Annotated in this window: 15 protein-coding genes; 3 read left to right on the top strand and 12 right to left on the bottom strand. The window is 63.2% G+C overall.

Going from position 1 to position 18,814, the window contains the following annotated elements; all coding sequences use genetic code 11:
• Positions 1-80 precede the first annotated feature (80 nt).
• On the top strand, positions 81-2,543 hold the full coding sequence (gene plsB, locus AC13EY_RS12520) for a glycerol-3-phosphate 1-O-acyltransferase PlsB (protein ID WP_228245133.1): 2,463 nt from the start codon (positions 81-83) through the stop codon (positions 2,541-2,543).
• A 47-nt stretch (positions 2,544-2,590) separates the two neighbouring features.
• On the opposite strand, the gene AC13EY_RS12525 is transcribed toward plsB, so the two are convergent.
• From AC13EY_RS12525 to ppc, 6 genes are all read right to left on the bottom strand, one after another.
• Positions 2,591-3,379: a class I SAM-dependent methyltransferase gene (locus AC13EY_RS12525; RefSeq protein ID WP_228245132.1), complete on the bottom strand. Its 789-nt coding sequence runs from the start codon at positions 3,377-3,379 to the stop codon at positions 2,591-2,593.
• A gap of 17 nt (positions 3,380-3,396) precedes the next feature.
• The gene (locus tag AC13EY_RS12530) at positions 3,397-4,269 is read right to left on the bottom strand and encodes a DUF72 domain-containing protein (protein ID WP_228245131.1); all 873 of its coding nucleotides are present in this window, start codon (positions 4,267-4,269) and stop codon (positions 3,397-3,399) included.
• 19 nt (positions 4,270-4,288) lie between these two features.
• Complete coding sequence (locus AC13EY_RS12535; protein ID WP_228245130.1) at positions 4,289-4,603, bottom strand: hypothetical protein; 315 nt, start codon at positions 4,601-4,603, stop codon at positions 4,289-4,291.
• Positions 4,604-4,633: 30 nt separating this feature from the next.
• Positions 4,634-5,308, bottom strand: coding sequence for a tRNA (adenosine(37)-N6)-threonylcarbamoyltransferase complex dimerization subunit type 1 TsaB (tsaB, locus tag AC13EY_RS12540; protein WP_228245129.1), 675 nt, complete (start codon positions 5,306-5,308; stop codon positions 4,634-4,636).
• 95 nt (positions 5,309-5,403) lie between these two features.
• The gene (gene adk / locus AC13EY_RS12545; RefSeq protein ID WP_088273368.1) at positions 5,404-6,051 is read right to left on the bottom strand and encodes an adenylate kinase; all 648 of its coding nucleotides are present in this window, start codon (positions 6,049-6,051) and stop codon (positions 5,404-5,406) included.
• Positions 6,052-6,291: 240 nt separating this feature from the next.
• The gene (gene ppc / locus AC13EY_RS12550; RefSeq protein ID WP_228245128.1) at positions 6,292-8,931 is read right to left on the bottom strand and encodes a phosphoenolpyruvate carboxylase; all 2,640 of its coding nucleotides are present in this window, start codon (positions 8,929-8,931) and stop codon (positions 6,292-6,294) included.
• Positions 8,932-9,074: 143 nt separating this feature from the next.
• Here ppc and AC13EY_RS12555 point away from each other — a divergent pair, with 143 nt between their 5' ends.
• Positions 9,075-9,419: a pilin assembly protein gene (locus tag AC13EY_RS12555; RefSeq protein WP_335600347.1), complete on the top strand. Its 345-nt coding sequence runs from the start codon at positions 9,075-9,077 to the stop codon at positions 9,417-9,419.
• Positions 9,420-9,455: 36 nt separating this feature from the next.
• Here AC13EY_RS12555 and mazG read toward each other — a convergent pair whose 3' ends face one another.
• From mazG to cysM, 4 genes are read right to left on the bottom strand one after another with little or no spacing between them, the layout of a single operon-like run.
• Positions 9,456-10,274, bottom strand: coding sequence for a nucleoside triphosphate pyrophosphohydrolase (gene mazG / locus AC13EY_RS12560; RefSeq protein ID WP_228245126.1), 819 nt, complete (start codon positions 10,272-10,274; stop codon positions 9,456-9,458).
• Complete coding sequence (gene relA, locus AC13EY_RS12565; protein WP_088273363.1) at positions 10,271-12,523, bottom strand: GTP diphosphokinase; 2,253 nt, start codon at positions 12,521-12,523, stop codon at positions 10,271-10,273. Before relA ends, mazG begins: the two co-directional genes overlap by 4 nt.
• 25 nt (positions 12,524-12,548) lie before the next feature.
• A complete protein-coding gene (rlmD, locus tag AC13EY_RS12570) occupies positions 12,549-13,892 on the bottom strand; it encodes a 23S rRNA (uracil(1939)-C(5))-methyltransferase RlmD (RefSeq protein WP_228245125.1) in 1,344 nt (447 codons plus the stop codon).
• Positions 13,889-14,785, bottom strand: a complete 897-nt coding sequence (gene cysM / locus AC13EY_RS12575) for a cysteine synthase CysM (protein ID WP_088273360.1) — start codon at positions 14,783-14,785, stop codon at positions 13,889-13,891. Before cysM ends, rlmD begins: the two co-directional genes overlap by 4 nt.
• Before the next feature lie 104 nt (positions 14,786-14,889).
• On the opposite strand from cysM, the gene AC13EY_RS12580 reads away from it, so the two are divergent.
• Positions 14,890-17,679, top strand: a complete 2,790-nt coding sequence (locus AC13EY_RS12580) for a response regulator (RefSeq protein WP_228245124.1) — start codon at positions 14,890-14,892, stop codon at positions 17,677-17,679.
• Here AC13EY_RS12580 and acpS read toward each other — a convergent pair.
• Both acpS and pdxJ read right to left on the bottom strand, forming a co-directional pair.
• A complete protein-coding gene (gene acpS, locus AC13EY_RS12585; RefSeq protein ID WP_088273357.1) occupies positions 17,668-18,048 on the bottom strand; it encodes a holo-ACP synthase in 381 nt (126 codons plus the stop codon). The two genes, AC13EY_RS12580 and acpS, sit on opposite strands and share 12 nt — an antisense overlap.
• The gene (pdxJ, locus tag AC13EY_RS12590; protein WP_228245123.1) at positions 18,045-18,785 is read right to left on the bottom strand and encodes a pyridoxine 5'-phosphate synthase; all 741 of its coding nucleotides are present in this window, start codon (positions 18,783-18,785) and stop codon (positions 18,045-18,047) included. The genes acpS and pdxJ overlap by 4 nt, the downstream gene beginning before the upstream one ends.
• Between the last annotated feature and the right edge of the window lie 29 nt (positions 18,786-18,814).

Here is an 18,814-nt window from a genome sequence, read left to right on the forward strand (position 1 = left end):
GCGGCCGCCAAACCCGCTAAAATCCACCTCAAGCCGCCTTGCGAAATCCGGCTACCGCCCACGCTGCCACAGAGATGTCCATGTCCGCTTCCTATTCCTCATTGTTCGGTCGCCTGCGTTTCGGTCTGGCTCGCCGCCTGCTGTATCTGTGGGCACGCTCGCGCCGGATCGGCGAAGGCGATGACATCGGCATAGACCCGCAGCGACCGGTAATCTATGTTCTGCCCTACCGCTCTCTGAGTGACCTTATCGTCGCCGACCGCGAATGCGTGCGCGCCGGCCTGCCGCGTCCGGTGCGTGTCCCGCTGCCACCGCTCGACGAACGCGAATCCTACGTTTTCCTGAGTCACGAGCGCTCCTGGGTGGGCCGCCCGGACCCACGCGCGCAGTCGCCACGTCTGGGCAAGGTACTGGACTGCGCCCTGAGTGACAGCGCCGATGTTCAGTTGGTACCCGTGACCGTATTCTGGGGGCAGTCACCAGACAGTGAATCATCGCCGCTGAAGTTACTGTTCGCCTGGAACTGGGTGGGCGGCCGCCTGCGCAAGTTTCTCGCAATCCTGCTGCAGGGGCGCAAGGTGCGCGTACACTTCGGCCCGCAGGTGCCATTGCACACACTGCTTGAACCGGGAATGGACCGCCAGCGCGCGATACGCCGGGTCAACCGGGTGCTGCGCGTGCACTTCCGCCAGCAACGCGCCGCTGTGGTCGGCCCTGAGCTGGTTCACCGCCGCACTCTGCTCAAGGGACTGCTGCATGCCCCGCTGGTGCGCGAGGCGATCACCCGCGAGGCCAGCGAAAAGGGGATTGACGAGAGCAAGGCGCAGGCCATGGCCTCCCGCTATGCCAACGAGATCGCCTCGGACTTCACCTACACCATCATCCGCTTCCTTGAGGTAGTACTGAGCTGGTTCTGGAACAAGCTGTACGACGGCATTCGGGTCAATAACATCAAGCCGATCCAGGACATCGCCCGCGGCAATGAAATCATCTATGTGCCCTGCCACCGCAGCCACATCGACTACCTGCTGCTGTCCTACCTGCTGTTTCGCAACAGCATGACCCCGCCGCACATCGCCGCCGGCATCAACCTCAACATGCCGGTAATAGGAGGCATTCTGCGCCGCGGCGGCGCCTTTTTCATGCGTCGCAGCTTCAAGGGCAATCAGCTCTATACCGCCGTGTTCAACGAGTATCTGCACGCGCTGTTCAGCCGCGGCTTCCCGGTGGAATACTTCATCGAAGGCGGCCGCTCGCGCACCGGGCGCATGCTCAGCCCCAAGACCGGCATGCTGGCGATCACCCTGCGCAGCTTCCTGCGTTCCTCGCGCCGCCCCATCGTCTTCGTACCGGTCTATATTGGCTACGAGCGGGTACTGGAGGGCCGCACCTACCTTGGCGAGCTGCGCGGCCAGGCAAAGAAAAAAGAATCGGTCTTCGATATCTTCCGCGTGCTGTCAGCCCTCAAGTTGCCGTTCGGCCAGGTGGCGGTGAACTTTGGTGAACCACTGGCGCTGGCCGACTTCCTCGACCGCGAGCAACCCGGCTGGCGCAACCAGTCGATGGGGCCGGACTACCGCCCGGCCTGGCTGAACGACACCACCAACACCCTGGCCCGCGAGCTGACCAGCGGCATCAGCGCGGCCGCCGACGTCAACCCGGTCAACATGGTCGCGCTGGTCATGCTGTCCACTGCGCGTCTGGCGCTGGACGAGACCTCGCTGGCCCGCTCGCTGGATCACTACAAGGCGCTGCTGCAGGCGGTGCCCTACAGTGGCGGCGTGACCCTGCCGAATATCTCGGGCCAGGAAATGATCGAGCACGTTGAGGCCATGCAGATGATTGACCGCCAGTCCGATGCCCTCGGCGAAATCATGCGGCTGGACGAACCGCAGGCGGTACTGATGACCTACTACCGCAACAACGTCCTGCATCTGGTCGCATTGCCGGCGCTGATTGCCTGCCTGTTCCAGAACAACCCGCGCATGACCCGCGAGCAGATTGAGCGCCTGGTCATGGGTATCTACCCCTATCTGCAGGGCGAGCTGTTTCTGCGCTGGAAGGAGGAGCAACTACCCGGGGTAATTCAGCAATGGATCGACAGCCTGATCGCGCAGCAACTGCTGCGCGAGGCCGATGGCCAGATCCAGCGCCCGGACCTGAGCTCACCCGAGTTTGTCATGCTCAGCCTGCTGTCGCGCAGCATCATCCAGATTCTGGAACGCTTTTATATGGTCGCGGCGCTGCTGCTGAACTTTCCCAATGGCAGTCAGACTGCAGAGCAGCTGGAGGCCCGCTGTACGGTGATGGCACAGCGGCTGTCGATCCTGCACGGGTTGAACGCGCCGGAATTCTTCGACAAGACCCTGTTCCGCCAATTCATCCAGCGCCTGACCGCTGAACAGGTGCTCAGCGCCGACGCCGAGGGCCGACTGAGTTACGTAGCCGGACTCGAAGATATTGCCGAAAACACCGCCAAACGCGTCCTCAGCGCAGAGGTGCGACTGTCGATCCGACAGGTGGCACGCAGCGCCGAAGGCTAAGGCAAGCCGGCAAGCCGGCAAGCCGGCAAGCCCGGCATGACGGTACGTTACTCGAGTTTTTTCTTGCCGTAGATATCGTAGCGACTGGACTGGCCGGCCATCTCGGCGCTGGGGCGCTGGCCGGCAATGGCCGGCGCCTTGCGCGGCCGCTTGACCACGACCCGGTGACTGGCCAGCTGCAGCGCCGCCGCCAACAGCTCGGGCGCGTCATCGTCATCGCCGGCGAGCGGGCGGAACAAGCGCATTTCCTTTTTTACCAGCGCAGACTTGTCGCGGTGCGGGAACATCGGGTCCAGATGAATGACCTGAGGCACCTCCAACTGCCAATCCCCCATCGCGGCAATCGCATCGCAGTGCATCAGGTGCATGCGCGTGGCGATTTCCGCAACCTCTCCCCCTGCCGCACGGGCCCGCTGCAAACCGTCCTCAAGCAACGCAGCGATCACCGGCTGACGCTCAAGCAGCGTGACCTCGCAGCCCAGCGAGGCAATCACGAAGCCGTCACGCCCCAAGCCCGCGGTGGCATCGAGTACGGTGGGCCGGATACTGCCGCGAATACCCACCGCGCGCGCCACCATTTGCCCGGCCCCGCCGCCAAACTGACGGCGGTGCGCCATCGCCCCGTTGACAAAGTCGACCCGCACCGCACCGGGTGCGCCATCTGCAGTGCTGCGCAATGCCAGCCCGTCATCATCGAATTCCAACAGCAACCCCGCTCTGTCCGGCAGATCCGCCAGCACCGGCAACTGCAGCCGCGCCGCCAGCGCCTGGGCAGCGACCTGAAAGCGGCTGTCCCGCCAGTTGACCGCCAGGGTTAGGGGCATGTCGTCAGTCATGAGGTTTCCTGTTGCTATCAGAACAAGCCGCCCTGCTGCGGCATATCGACGGCCTCCTGCTCACCGGGCCAGAGCGGCATCGGTGGGAGGGTCGGCAGCCGCTCGCAGAGTGCGGCGTGAAAGTCTCGGGCCAGCTGAGGAGCGAGCAGGTTATCCGGGGTGTGCATAAACAGCATCGGCTGACGCCCTTCCTGCAGCCACTGCACACACTTGTCGAGCCAGGGCGCCAGTGCCTGCCAGTTGGCAGCCTGCTCCATGCCACCGATAAAGCGCACGCTGGGCCGCTCACTCAGCGCAATGGCGTGCACCGGCAGACGCGGCTTGCGCTGCTTGGCTTCCAGCGTCGACGGATCGGTCGCAGCACTGGCAAACAGGGCGCGGCTGTCAAAACTGATGCGCTCGATACTGCGCTGATGCAGCAAACGATTGAGCTGGCGCTCGGCGTCATCCTTGCGGAAAAAGCCCGGATGTCGCACTTCGACTGCATAGCGGTAGTCGCCCGGCAAGCTATCGAGAAAATCGGCCAGCGTACCCATATCTTGTGGCGCAAAGCGCTCCGGCAACTGCAGCCAGATCGGCCCGAGCCGCTGCTGCAGCGGTGCCAGCCGTTCAAGAAAGGCTTTCAACGCTGGGTGGGCAGGATCCAGCCGACCAGCGTGACTGACCTCCCGCGGCAGTTTGGCGCAGAAATGAAAATCATCCACCAGCAGCTCGGCCCAGCGGGCAACCCGCGCCTCGCTCGGCAACGAGTAAAAGGTGGTATTGCCCTCGACCGCGCCAAACACCCGGCTGTACTGCGCCAAACGCTCATCGGCGTCGCTGCCGCGGGTGTAGAGGCTGCCCAACCAGGCAGGCTCGGCCCAGAGCGGGCAGCCAGTGATGAAACGCATGGGTAGTACGGTCACGACATCAGGCGTAGGTGTCGATGCCGACGATGGTGTCAGCGGCGCTGTCGACCGGCATGTTGACGGTGCTTTGATAGCTGGCGAGTGCCTGATTGGCGCGACCGTAGATCGGCTCATAAGACTCGCGCCGGGCAGGGATATACTCGGCGGCCGGGCTGGAGGTACGGACCACCTGGGCTGGCGGAAGACGCGTCGCGGTTACCCCGGCCTGCTCATTGCCGGGCACGGACGCAGCAGGGCTGCTGCCAGTGGTGTTGGCAACCGCGCGGCTGCTGCGGTCAGGCAGCGATGAGTAAGGGTTGAAACCGTCCAGGCGCACCAGATTAGCTCCAGAGATAATGCCGCCAGCTTACGCCTGGCCTTTTGGCGTGGCAACCTTGTCGCGCAGGTAGACCGGCTGGGCATCGGCCGCATCCAGCACCTCACCGGCCAGCCAGCGTGGCAAGGCCAGGGTAATCAGGTCGACGGCATTCGGCAGCATCTGCGGCCAACTTCGCTCGGCCGAGACCGCCAGCCGGTCGGCGTACTGCCAGCCAGTCCCGGCGCCGGCCACACTGGCTACCCCGTCAGGCAGGCTGACGGCTTCCGGAGGGCAGACCCGCTCGTCGTCCAGTGACTGCATGACGCCGTCCTGCAGGCCGTATAGCCCCCAGTAGACTTCGTCCATGCGCGCATCAATCGCCGCTGCAACGGTCTCGGCGCCATGTTCGCGCCACGCACGCTGGGCCAGCGCAGCCAGGTTGGACACCGCAATCACCGGCTTGTCGGCGGCAAAGGCCAGACCCTGCACCATGCCAGTGGCGATACGCACACCGGTAAAGGCACCGGGTCCGCGGCCAAACACCAGCGCATCGACATCCGGCAAACGCAGCTCGCGCTCGCCGAGCAGCTCTTCAATCATCGGCAGCAGGCGCTGGGCGTGCTGACGCGGAATCACTTCGCTGCGCGCAGTGACGCGGCCGTCATGCAGCAGCGCGGCAGAACAGCATTCGGTGGCGGTATCCAGAGCAAGCAGTGTGGTCATGGTCGGATTCTGAATTCAGGGCCGGGCATTGTACAAAAATGCAAAGACCCGTGCGACCGAAGTCAGCACGGGTCTTGTGGTCAAGCGAGCAGGACTCAGTCCAGCGCGGTGATGACCTTGGCAGTGATCTGCTCGACGCTGCCGATGCCTTCCACCTTGGCGCACTTGGGCGTGCCCTTGGCAGCAGACAGCTTCTGGTAGAAGTCGACCAGCGGCTTGGTCTGGGTGTGGTACACCTCCAGACGCTTGCGTACGGTTTCTTCCTTGTCGTCGTCACGCTGGATCAGGTCTTCACCCGTCACATCATCCTTGCCGGCAACCTTCGGCGGGTTGTGGTCGACATGGTAAACCCGACCGGAACCCGGGTGCACGCGGCGGCCGGACAGGCGGGCAACGATTTCTTCGTCAGCAACGGCAATTTCCAGTACGCGATCGATATCGATGCCAGCTTCAACCAGCGCTTCAGCCTGCGGGATGGTGCGCGGGAAACCGTCAAACAGGAAGCCCTTGGCGCAATCGTCCTGGGTGATACGCTCCTTGATCAGACCGATGATCAGGTCGTCGGAGACCAGGCCGCCATTGTCCATGACTTCTTTCACCTGCTTGCCAAGCTCGGTGCCGGCCTTGACCGCTGCGCGCAGCATGTCCCCGGTGGAGATCTGCGGGATGCCAAAACGCTCGCAGATGAACTGGGCCTGTGTGCCCTTGCCCGCCCCGGGGGCGCCCAACAGGATAACTCGCATGATGTACTCCTCGTCTAACTGAATCCGAGCTGTCAGCGGCCCTAAACCAGCGACCTGCCTGGCACCCGCGCGCGGCGCAGATGCGGAAAAATTCGCACTATCCAGGCGGTGCTGGATCGCAAAGGGGGATCAACATACACGCCCGCGCCGACATGCACAAGACGGACCATTGTCGCAGGCAAACAAGCCATTGAAATACTTGACGATCAGCGCAGCCCATCAAGGCTGCGCGTTCTGTCGTCAGCCGGTATTGCGCATCCCGGCGGCGATGCCGGCCATGGTCACCATCAGGGCACGCTCAAGATCCGCATCAATCTTGTCGCCCTGCGCGCGGGTACGCGCCATCAGTTCGGCCTGCAGCACATGCAGCGGATCGGTGTAGGGGTTGCGAATCGCAACCGACTCACCGAGCGCCGGGTTGTGGGCCAGCAGCACATCGCTGTCACGCAGTTGCAGCACTGCCGCAGTGGCCTGTTCCAGAGCGTCACGCAGACGCTTGCCCAGCGGCCAGAGGTCCTCGCTGGCCAGACGCCGCTCATAGAAGCGGGCAATATCGACATCGGCCTTGGACAGCACCATCTCCAGCATCTCGACCCGTGCCAGGAAGAACGGCCAGTGCGTCATCATCTCGCGCAACTGGTCCTGCCTGCCCGCATCCAGCATCTCACGCAGCGCCTGTCCTGCGCCCAGCCAGGCTGGCAGCATAAGCCGGGTCTGCGTCCAGGCGAAGATCCAGGGAATCGCCCGCAGGGTTTCAATACCGCCCTGACTGCGCCGCTTGGCCGGCCGGCTGCCCAGCGGCAGACGCCCAAGCTCCTGCTCCGGCGTGGCCTGACGGAAGTACTCGACGAATTGTGGCTCACCGCGCACTACACCGCGATAAACCTCGACCGAACGATCCGCCATCTGCTGCATCAGCTCACGCCAGGCCGGTTGCGGTGCTGGCGGCGGCAGCAGGCTGGCTTCCAGCACCGCACTGGCGTACAGCTGCATGCTTTGCACGGCAATGCCGGGCAGACCGAACTTGAAACGGATCATCTCGCCCTGCTCGGTCACCCGGAACTGGCCCCTTACCGAGCCCGGTGGCTGCGACAGAATCGCCATGTGCGCAGGTGCCCCGCCCCGGCCAACCGTACCGCCACGACCGTGGAACAGACGCAGGCGCACGCCGTGACGCTGACAAACCGCCACCAGTGCCTCCTGAGCGCGGTACTGCGCCCAGCCCGCCGCCAGAGTGCCGGCATCCTTGGCAGAGTCGGAGTAACCGATCATGACTTCCTGCTCGTCGCCAACCAGCGCGCGATACTGATCCAGCGCCAGCAGCCGGTCGATGGCGGCGGCAGCGTGATCCAGATCATCGAGGGTTTCAAACAGCGGAGCGACTCGCATCGGCCAGGTGACACCGGTTTCCTTGAGCAGCAGCTTGACCGCCAGCACGTCGGAGGGATGCGAAGCCATGGAGATGACATAAGACCCGAGCAGCTCGCGCGGCTGCTGGGCAACCACCCGACAGGTCGCCAGCACTTCAGCCACCTCCGCAGACGGCTGCCAGGTCGGCGGCAGCAGCGGACGTCGGTTATGCAGTTCCTCGAGCAGGAAGCGGCAGCGCGCCTCCTCGTCCCAGTCGGCGTAGTTGCCCAGCTGCAGGTATTGGGTCAGCTCGCTGAATACCTCGGCATGCCGCGCTGCATCCTGACGAATGTCCAGTCGCACCAGCCCGAGGCCGAAGGCGTTGACCCGACGCAGGGTATCCAGCAGCGGGCCATTGGCGATGCGCTTGAGGCCGAACTGCATCAGCGACCGGTAGCACAGTTCCAGCGGGCCGCGCAGGTCATCCAGATCATGCAATACCTCATCCGGCATGGGCACATCGGCGCTCAGCGACTGCTCCGCCCAGCGTCGGCTGGCCTGCAGCCGGGTACGCAACTGCTTGAGCACCGCGCGATAAGGCTCGTCGACCGAGTTCGCCTGCGCCAGCAGTTCGTCACTGGCGGCATGCATTGACAACTGATTGGTCAGCTCTTCGATGTCGCGCAGGTACAGATCCGCCGCCATCCAGCGCCCCAGCAGCAGCACCTCGCGGGTTACCGGTGCGGTGACGTTGGGGTTGCCATCACGGTCTCCGCCCATCCAGGAGGCAATGCGCACCGGTGCGGCGCGCAGATCAAGATGCTCGCCTGTCGCCTTATGCACATCGGCGTCAAACTGACGAAGAAACTGCGGCAGTGCCTGCCACAGCGAATGCTCGATGACAGCAAAACCCCACTTGGCTTCATCAACCGGCGTCGGACGGGTACGGCGAATCTCATCGGTATGCCAGGCCTCGCTGATCAGGCGGGCCAGATCCTGACGCACCTCACCACGTTCGCTGGAAGTCAGATCGTCGTGATCACCGCGGGCAAGGGCGGCGGCGATGGCGTCGTATTTCTGAATCAGGGTGCGGCGGGTCACTTCGGTCGGGTGCGCAGTCAGCACCAGCTCAATGTCCAGATCATTGACCTGCTGCACGATGGCTTCGGCACTGAAGTTTTCCTGCTTGAGTCGGGCCAGCAGATCACTCACGCAACGCGACTCGAAGCCGAGCGGCTCATCGGCCCGGCGGCGGCGAATACGGTGATGCTGTTCGGCGATGTTGGCCAGGTTGAGGAACTGGTTGAAGGCACGACAGACCGGCAGCAACTGGCTGTCCGGCAAGTCCTGCAGGGCGCTGAGCAACGCTTCATTGGCGGCCTGATCCGCCTTGCGCCCCTGTTTGGCGCCCAGCCGGATGCGCTCGATGCGCTGCAGAAAGTCCTCCCCCAGGTGAGCCTGAATGGTCTGCCCGAGCAGGGCTCCCAGATTGTGGACGTCTTCGCGCAAGCGGGCATCGATATCGGTCATGGACTTACCTCCGAACAGTATGAGCGAACAGCATGCGATGCCCGCCCGTCCCTGACAAGGGGCCAATGGCACTGAAAGCCTGCGCGAATGGTCTATGCTGAGGGTGTCGCCACAAGCGACAGTCAGTCATCAAGGGGGAAAACATGAAGATCCGTGAACTCACCCAGACCTGGGAAAAAACCGCCAAGGGCCGGGTGACCCGCAACAGCTACAGCGTACATCTGTCACTCGAGGACGCGGCCCGCCTGGAAGCGCTGCACGAGATGTATCCGAAACGCCAGATCGAGGACCTGATCACCGACCTGCTCGGCGCCGCACTGGAGGAACTCGAAGCCAGCCTGCCCTACCAGGCCGGCCAGGAAGTCATCGCGGTCGACGAACTGGGCGACCCCCTGTACAAGGACGAGGGCCCGACACCGCGCTATCTGGAGCTGAGCCGCAAGCACCTGCAGGAGTTGCTCGAGCGCCAGCAGGAAACCCAGCATTAAGCGCGGCGACAAACACGGTCACGGCATGCCGTGACCCTATAAGCCTTGCTGCTTGGCGGCATCCCACAGTGCGTCGAGCTCGTCCAGCGAGCGCTCGGCCACCGTAGCTCCCTGCACACGCAGTTGATCCTCGATAAAGCGAAAGCGCCGCTCGAACTTGGCATTGCCTTGGCGCAGCGCGTTTTCCGCATCGACACCCAGGTGCCGGGCCAGATTGACCACGCAGAACAGCAGATCGCCCATTTCTTCGGCAACGGCCTGCTGATGGCCAGCCGCGAGCACTTCACGCACTTCGTCGAGCTCTTCACTGATCTTGTCGATCACCGGGGCCACCTCGGGCCAGTCGAAGCCGGCCGACGCCGCGCGTTTCTGCAGCTTCTGGGCGCGACTCAGGGCCGGCAGCGCCGCCGGTACATCATCCAGCAGTGACAGCTGCTCAGGCCGGTCTGCTTTCTCGGCCCGCTCCTCGGCCTTGATCTGCTCCCAACGCTGCTTGATCTGCTCGGGCGCCAGGGTCAGGGTGCCGGGCGGGGTAAGCAGATTGCCGTCGGGGAATACATGCGGGTGACGTCGCACCAGCTTGCGGGTAATGCCATCGACCACCTCGTTCCAGCTGAAACGCTCTTCCTCGCTGGCCAGCTGGGCGTAAAACACCACCTGAAACAGCAGATCACCCAGCTCGCCGCGCAGCTGATCGAAATCGCCCTGCTCGATGGCATCGGCGACTTCGTAGGCCTCTTCCAGCGTATGCGGCACGATGGTCGCGTAGCTCTGCTCCAGATCCCATGGGCAACCGTGCTGCGGATCACGCAGGCGCTGCATGAGGTACAGCAGATCGTCCAACTGGTAACTCATCCACGACCTTCCTGGCGGTTACGCCGCGCCTCAATCACGTTCGGCAGCTGGCTGATCCGCGTCAACAGGCGACTGAGCAGACTCAGACTCGGGATCTCGATGGTCAGCAGCATAGCGGCGTAGTTATCGTCCTTGTTGGTCCGCGTATTGACCTCCAGCACGTTGATCTTCTCATTGGCCAGCAGCAGCGACACGTCACGCAGCAGACCGGAGCGGTCGTAGGCCTTGATGTAGATCTCCACCGGGTAGGTTTGCACCGGCGCACCACCCCAGCTGACTTCGATCAGCCGCTCGGAGTCCCGATCCTGCAACTGCATGGCGTTGGCACAGTCGGCGCGGTGTACCGTGACGCCACGACCGAGGGTGATATAGCCGATGATCGGATCACCCGGCACCGGCTGGCAGCAGCCGGCCAGCTGGGTCATCAGGTTGCCGACGCCCTGGATGTAGACATCGCCGCGGCGGCCGACCGAAGAGCGGCTCGGTTTCTTCGGAATCAGCTCAAGCTGTTCGCTGTGTCGATCCGGCTCGACCAGTTGCTGGGCCACAGTCACCACATGGGCCAGCCGCATGTCGCCGGCTCCGACAGCGACGAACAAATCTTCCTGACTCTTCAGCCCGAGGCGGTCAATCAACTGCGCATAGTCTGCGCCGTTCAGGGCCATACGGGTCAGCTCGCGCTCGACCATCAGCTTGCCGGCCTGCACGTTCTGCTCGCGGGCCTGTTCCTTGAACCAGTGCTGCACCTTGGCCCGCGCGCGTGACGTGTTCAGGTAGCCGAGGTTGGGGTTCAGCCAGTCACGACTGGGCCCGCTCTGCTTGCCGGTAATGATCTCGACCTGCTCACCGGTCTGCAGCAGGTAGTTGAGCGGTACGATGCGGCCGTTGACCTTGGCGCCGCGACAGCTGTGACCGATCTCGGTGTGTACCCGATAGGCGAAATCCAGCGGGGTCGCGCCCTTGGGCATGTCCAGCACGTGGCCGTCGGGGGTGAACAGGTAAATACGATCCGGCTCGAAATCCACCCGCAGCTGTTCGGCCAACCCGCCGATATCGCCCATCTCCTCGTGCCATTCCAGCACCTGTCGCAACCAGGCGATCTTGTCCTCGTAGGCGTTGGAGCTGCTGTCCGGATCGGTCCCCTTGTAGCGCCAGTGGGCGCAAACACCGAGCTCGGCCTCTTCATGCATGGCCTGGGTACGGATCTGTACTTCCAGCACCTTGCCCTCGGGGCCGATCACCGCCGTATGCAGCGAGCGATAGCCGTTTTCCTTGGGGTTGGCAATGTAGTCGTCGAACTCGTTGGGAATGTGCCGCCAAAGGCTGTGAACTACCCCAAGAGCGGTGTAGCAATCACGCACCTGCGGCACCAGAATTCGCACTGCGCGCACGTCGTATACCTGACTGAAATCGATGCCCTTGCGCTGCATCTTCCGCCAGATCGAGTAGATATGCTTGGCCCGACCGGTAATGTCGGCATGAATCGACGCTTCTTCCAGTGCCTCGCGCAACTGCGCCATCACCGCGTCGATATATTCCTGTCGGTCGAGCCGACGCTCGTCCAGCAGCTTGGCAATCTGCTTGTACTGGGTCGGCTCCAGGTAGCGGAAGGACAGATCTTCCAGCTCCCACTTGATATGACCAATCCCGAGACGATGGGCCAGCGGTGCATAGATGTCGAATACCTCACGGGCAACCCGGTAGCGCTTCTCCTCCGGCGCGTCCTTGACTGCCCGGATGGCGCAGGTGCGCTCGGCCAGCTTGATCAGGGCGACGCGCACGTCATCGACCATGGTCACCAGCATCTTGCGCAGATTCTCTACCTGGGACTGGGTATTGAACATGGCGTTGTTGCCGGGATTCTGCGACACACTGATCGCCGCCATGCGCTGCACGCCATCGACCAGATGGGTGACGGTCGGACCAAACCGGTGCTCGACCTCGGTGAGATCGGTCTTGCGCTCGCGCACAGCGCGATAGACGACTGCGGCGACCAGCGAATCCTGGTCGAGTTTGAGGTCAGCCAGGATTTCGGCCATTTCAAGACCGGTGCGATAACTGCTGGCGCCGTCAGCCCAGATGTTTTCGGCCGCGATCGCCTGCTGCTCAAGATCACATGCCCATTCGCATGCCTCATGCAGCACCTGGGGGTCGCTGAGCTGGGTGCGCTCCCCGATCCTGCTGATCCAGGCGTCGATATTGACGCTGCCGTCCTGATTGATCGGGTGTGCTGCTCTGACCTGTACCATTTTCTTATCCTCGCCCGGAGGCGATCTACTGTCTCCGGAACAATGCCATGGCTTCGACATGGGCGGTTTGGGGGAACATATCCATGATGCCCGCCCTGACCAGGGTATAGCCCTTGCCTGCCAGAATTCCCGCGTCCCGCGCCAGCGTGGCCGGGTTGCAGGAAATGTAAAGTATGCGCGCGACGCCCATTGCTGCCAGATCGGCCACCAGCTGATCGGCGCCATCACGCGGGGGGTCCAGCAGCGCGGCCGTATATCTCTGGGGCGCAGCCGACATTTCAAGGGGCTTCGACAGGTCAGCCGGCAAAAAGTGCACCGCATCCAGGCGGTTTTTGCGCGCATTTTCCTGCGCGCGCGCCACCATCTCTTCACTGCCCTCGATACCCACCACCGAAGCGCCTGCCCGGGCCAGTGCCAGGGCGAAGTTACCGACACCGCAGAACAGGTCCAGCACCGCTTCGCCCGGCTCGATCGCCAGCCAGTCCAGCGCCTGATTGACCATGGCCTGATTGATCTGCGGATTGACCTGGGTGAAGTCACCCGGCGCAAAACCCAGCGTCAACTGCTGATCAGCCAGCTTGTAGGCCGGCTCGGCAGCCGAGCCCAGCGGCACCGCTGCAGCGTCATCGCCCTGCAGCCAGCAGCCCATGCCATGCTGCTCGGCAAAGGCCAGCAATTGTTGCTGATCTTCGGCCGGGAGCGGTTGCAGATGACGCAGCACCAGCGCCGGATGCTCAGCGCCGATCAGCTCGACATGCCCCAGCGTCTCGACAGAGCGCAGCCCGCGCAGCAGCGCTGGCAAGGCCTTGAGCGCCGCCTCCAGCTGCGGCACCAGAACGGGGCATTGCGTTACGTTGACCAGCTCATTGCTGGCGCGTTGACGAAAGCCCACATCCAGCTCGCGCCGCTGCCGATCCCAGCGCAGCGCGATACGGGTGCGCTGGCGATAGCCATAATCCGACCCGGACAATGCCGGCGCCCATTGCTGTGGCTCAACCTGGGCGAAATGCTGCAATTGCTGGGCCAGCGCCTGTTGCTTGATCTCCAGCTGCTGCTGGTGCGGCATGTGCTGCAAGCTGCAGCCACCACACAGTTCGATGTGCGGACAGCGCGGCAGCTGTCGATCAGGGCTGGCCTGCTGCAGGCTTTCCAGCCGCGCCTCAATCAGCTTGCTGCGCGCACGAATCACCCGGGCAGTGACCTGCTCACCGGGCAATCCGCCCTCGACAAAGGTGGTCCGTCCACGCCAGCGACCGATACCGCGCCCGTCGTGGGTCAGACGCTCCAGGGTCAGCTCGATACGCTGCCCGACCGCAGCCGGTGCATCGGCTGCAGCAGTCGTGCGCGACCGTCCGCGACCGCGCTTCACAGTGGACCGTCGTAGACGCCGGTGGACAGGTAGCGATCGCCGCGATCACAGATGATCGCCACGATGACGGCGTTCTCAACCTCGGCACTGATGCGCAGCGCTGCGGCCACCGACCCGCCGGATGACACGCCACAGAAGATGCCCTCTTCACGCGCCAGACGACGCATGGTCACCTCGGCCTCCTGCTGGCCCATATCGATCACACGATCGACCCGGGTGTCGTCAAAAATGGTCGGCAGATACTCCTTCGGCCAGCGACGGATACCGGGAATCGCCGCTCCCTCGACAGGCTGCAGGCCAACAATCTGAATCGACGGATTCTGTTCCTTGAGGTAACGGGAAGTCCCCATGATGGTACCGGTGGTGCCCATCGAGCTGATGAAATGCGTAACGGTACCGTTTGTGTCGCGCCAGATCTCGGGGCCAGTGCCGCGGTAATGCGCCTCGGGGTTGTCCTGGTTGCCAAACTGGTCAAGTACCTTGCCCTGCCCCTCGGCCTGCATGCGCAAGGCCAGATCGCGCGCGCCCTCCATGCCCTGAGCCTGGGTGACCTCAATCAGCTCGGCGCCGTAGGCCGTCATCGCTGCCTTGCGCTCGGCACTCATGTTATTCGGCATGATCAGCACCATGCGGTAGCCCTTGATCGCTGCTGCCATGGCCAGGGCGATGCCGGTATTGCCCGAGGTCGCCTCAATCAGGGTGTCGCCGGGCTGGATATCCCCGCGTGCCTCGGCCCGCTCGATCATCGACAGCGCCGGCCGATCCTTGACTGAACCGGCCGGGTTGTTACCTTCGAGTTTGACCAGGATGGTATTACTGGTATTGCCGGGCAGGCGTTGCAGGCGAACCAGCGGGGTGTTGCCGATGCAGTCGGCAATGGTTGGGTAACTCATGACTCTACCTCGGGGGCCGGTTGACCCGGATACCCGGGTCGTCGAAGCTGTGCTTTTTAACAAGTCGGCCTATGATACCGGCAACGGCGAAGTGGATATAGCTAATGAACGAGATCGGTATCAAGGCAAGGCTGCTGCTGATGACCCTGATCCCCGCGGGGATTCTGGCCACGGCTGTTGGCGCCTATTTCAGCTGGCAGCACCTTGGTGACCTGCAGCAGCAATTGCTCGAGCGCGGGCAGCTCACCGCCGAACACCTGCAAAGACCAGCCACCGAGGCCTTGCTGGCCGGACAGCCGGAGCGGCTGCGCAGCGCTCTGGCAAGCACTCTGAATTATCAGGATGTGCGCGCGGTAGCGCTGTATGACGCTGATCACCATCCACTCGAACACAGCGGCCCGCAGATGTTCATCGCCGATCAGCCAGTACCGGAAACCCCGCTGGCGGCGGGTACCGGCCTGCAGATCCGCAGCGGTGAGCGCAGTACCCGTTTCGTCCTGCCGCTGCAGGCCAGCCCCGAGCTGCTGTCAGACAGCACCCGCACCGATCTTGAGCCGGATGCGCTGATCGGCTGGCTGGAAGTCGAACTCAGCCACGGCAATACCCAGCTGCGTACTTACCAGACCCTGCTCAGCACCCTGGTACTGGTTCTGCTTGGCCTGCTGATCACCAGCCTGATGGTCAGCACCATGGGCCGTCGTATCCTCGAACCGATTGCCGACATCAACCAGGCCATCGCCCGAATCAGCAGGGGCCAGCTTGATGTGCGCCTGCCGAAGCAGGGTGCGCGCGAGCTGGACGATCTGGTCGAGGGCATCAATACCATGGCCCAGGCGCTGCAGAGCGCGCAGGGCGAGCTGCAACAGAACGTCGAGCAGGCCACCGAGGACCTGCGCCAGACGCTGGAGACCATCGAAGTTCAGAATATCGAGCTCGATATGGCGCGCAAGGCGGCGCAGGAAGCCAGCCGGATCAAGTCCGAATTTCTCGCCAACATGAGTCACGAGCTGCGCACACCGCTTAACGGGATTATCGGTTTCAGCAACCTGCTGCAGCGCACCGAGATGACAACGCGCCAGAGCGAATACCTGGACACCATCAGCAAGTCGGCCGGCAACCTGCTGGCGATCATCAACGAAATTCTGGACTTCTCCAAGATTGAAGCCGGCAAGCTGACCCTGGAGAGCATGCCATTCAACCTGCGTGATCAGATCGAAGAAGCGCTGACCATACTCGCACCGGCCGCCCACCAGAAGCAGATCGAGCTCGTCAGCCTGATCTACAGTGACGTCCCGTTGGGCCTCAAAGGCGATGCACTGCGCCTGAAACAGATTCTGTCCAACCTGCTGAGTAACGCAATCAAGTTCACCCACGTGGGGTCGGTTTGCCTGCGAGTTATGCTGGAAGAGGAAAACGACAGCGAGGCGACCTTGCGCATCAGCGTCTCTGACACCGGCGTTGGCCTTTCCGAGGCGCAGCAGAAGTCGCTGTTCCGGGCCTTCAGTCAGGTCGACAACTCGCTGACCAGGCAGACCGGCGGCACCGGCCTGGGGCTAGTCATCACCAAGCGCCTGGTCGAAGAAATGCAGGGCGACATCGGTCTGAATAGCAGACCCGGGGAGGGCTCCGAGTTCTGGTTGACGATCACCCTGAACAAATCCAGCCAGGCCAGCGACGACCTTCCCGTGCGACCATTTTCCGGCATTGAGGTCGCTGTTTACGAGCCCCTCGACCTGACCCGGCAAGCTCTGCTCCACTCACTTGAGGGGCTTGGCCTGCAGGCACGCCTGTACGCCTCACTCAGCGAGCTTGATAGCGACCTGAACACAGCCAACGGTCAGACCATACAGCTCGCCCTGATCAGCAGCGGCAACAATGACTCCGAGTGGACCGAACGCGTTCAGGCAGCCCAGCGCTGGGCCGCCGCCGGGCAGTGCCAGAGTATTCTGCTGGTAGACACGGTCGCGCAACCGGACTTGCTGGATCAACTGCCGCCGGCACACTGCGCGGTGCTCTCCCGTCCACTGTGCCTGCGCAAGCTGTATCGCACCCTTACCCGTCTGCTGTCACCCCGCGCGGGCGTGGCGGCGGAGTCGTCGACACCACTGCTGTCCGAGCGACGCAGCAATCCGGACAGCGTCAGCATTCTCTGCGTCGACGATAACCCGGCCAACCTCAAACTGGTCGAAACCTTTCTGCAGGAAATGGGCACCCGGGTGCGTACCGCCACCAGCGGAGAAAACGCCCTCGATATCCTCGATGAACAGCGCTTTGATCTGATTTTCATGGATGTTCAAATGCCCGGAATGGACGGACGCCAGACAACCGAGGAACTGCGTATCCGCGAAGAGATCAGCCAGCAGTCGGCCACGCCGGTCGTCGCACTGACCGCCCACGCGCTCGCAGATGAAAGACGTAAACTGCTCAAATGCGGCATGAATGACTACCTGAGCAAACCGATCAACCCCGAGCAATTGCGTGACAGTATCTTGAAATGGACCGGTCACGACCTGTCACCCGGCGCTGCACCGAAGTTGGAGGAGCGGCCGGAGCAACCTGCCGACAGCGAACCGCGCATACTGGATCACGACGAAGGGTTGCGGCTGGCGGCTGGCAAGGCAGATCTGGCGCAGGAGATGCTGGATATGCTGATGCAGAGCCTGCCCGGCGACCGCGAGCAAATAGAGCAAAGCTACCGGGCCGGCAACACCGACGCGCTGCTGGAGACGGTGCACCGCCTGCACGGAGCAACCCGCTACTGCGGCGTACCCGAACTGCGAAGACGCTGTCTGCAAGCCGAAACCAGACTGAAGGAAAAGGCGCCCTGCGGCGAAGAAATAGAACGGCTGCTGGAAGCTGTAGACCGCCTGCAGGGCAGCCTGTCAGTCCTGTGACCAGAGGGCAAACGCCAGCGCCTGCTCCCGCTCGTCACTGAGCGAGAGCAGCATGCGCCCGCCGCCGCCGTCCGCCACTCGCTGGGCCGCGGCCCCGCTCAGCACAACGACCGGGGCGCCCAGCGGATCACGGTCAATCTGCATGTGCTGCCATGACAGCCCTCCGGCCAACCCGGTCCCGAGCGCTTTCATGATGGCTTCCTTGGCCGCAAAGCGTTTGGCCAGAAAGCGAGCCGGCTGACCGTGATCGGCAAAGCGGGCGAACTCGTCCGGCGTCAGGATACGCCGGGCAAAACGCTCGCCCTGGCGCCCCAGCGCTGCCTCAATCCGCGACACCAGCACCAGGTCGGTGCCGATACCCCGGATCATCGACCAGACGCTTCCATGATCAGTTGGCGCATGTCACGCACCGCACCGGCCAGACCGGAAAACAGGGCGCGGGCAATAATCGCATGGCCGATGTTCAGCTCATGGATTCCGGGAATCGCAGCAATTGCCTGAACGTTATGATAATGCAGACCGTGCCCGGCGTTGACCACCAGGCCAAGCTTGCGGGCGTAGGTGACGGACTCGCGGATACGCTCCAGCGCCTGCTGCTGCTCGGCCCCCTCGGTATCGGCATAGTGGCCCGTGTGCAGCTCAATCACCGGCGCACCCAGCCGCTTGGCCGCCTCAATCTGGCGCCGGTCCGGGTCGATAAACAGCGACACTTCGCTGCCAGCCGCGGCCAGCCGCTCGATGGCCGCCTGAACGCGCGCCTCGTTACCGCAGACGTCCAGCCCACCCTCGGTAGTGAGTTCTTCACGACGTTCCGGGACCAGACAGACATGTGCCGGACGAATCTGCTCAGCAAAGGCGACCATCTCATCGGTAACCGCCATCTCGAAATTCATTCGCGTCTGCAGCACCTGTGCCAGCAGGTGAATATCACGCTCCTGGATATGACGACGATCTTCACGCAGATGCACGGTAATACCATCTGCCCCGGCCTGCTCGGCTTCAATGGCCGCCTGGACCGGATCCGGGTAACGGGTACCACGGGCCTGACGCAGGGTAGCGACGTGGTCGATGTTGACGCCCAACAGCACGCGATCAGACTGGCTCATGCAAGATTCTCCGTTGACTATGCCGGGCG

The organism is Halopseudomonas sp. L-58 (genome assembly GCF_056859475.1).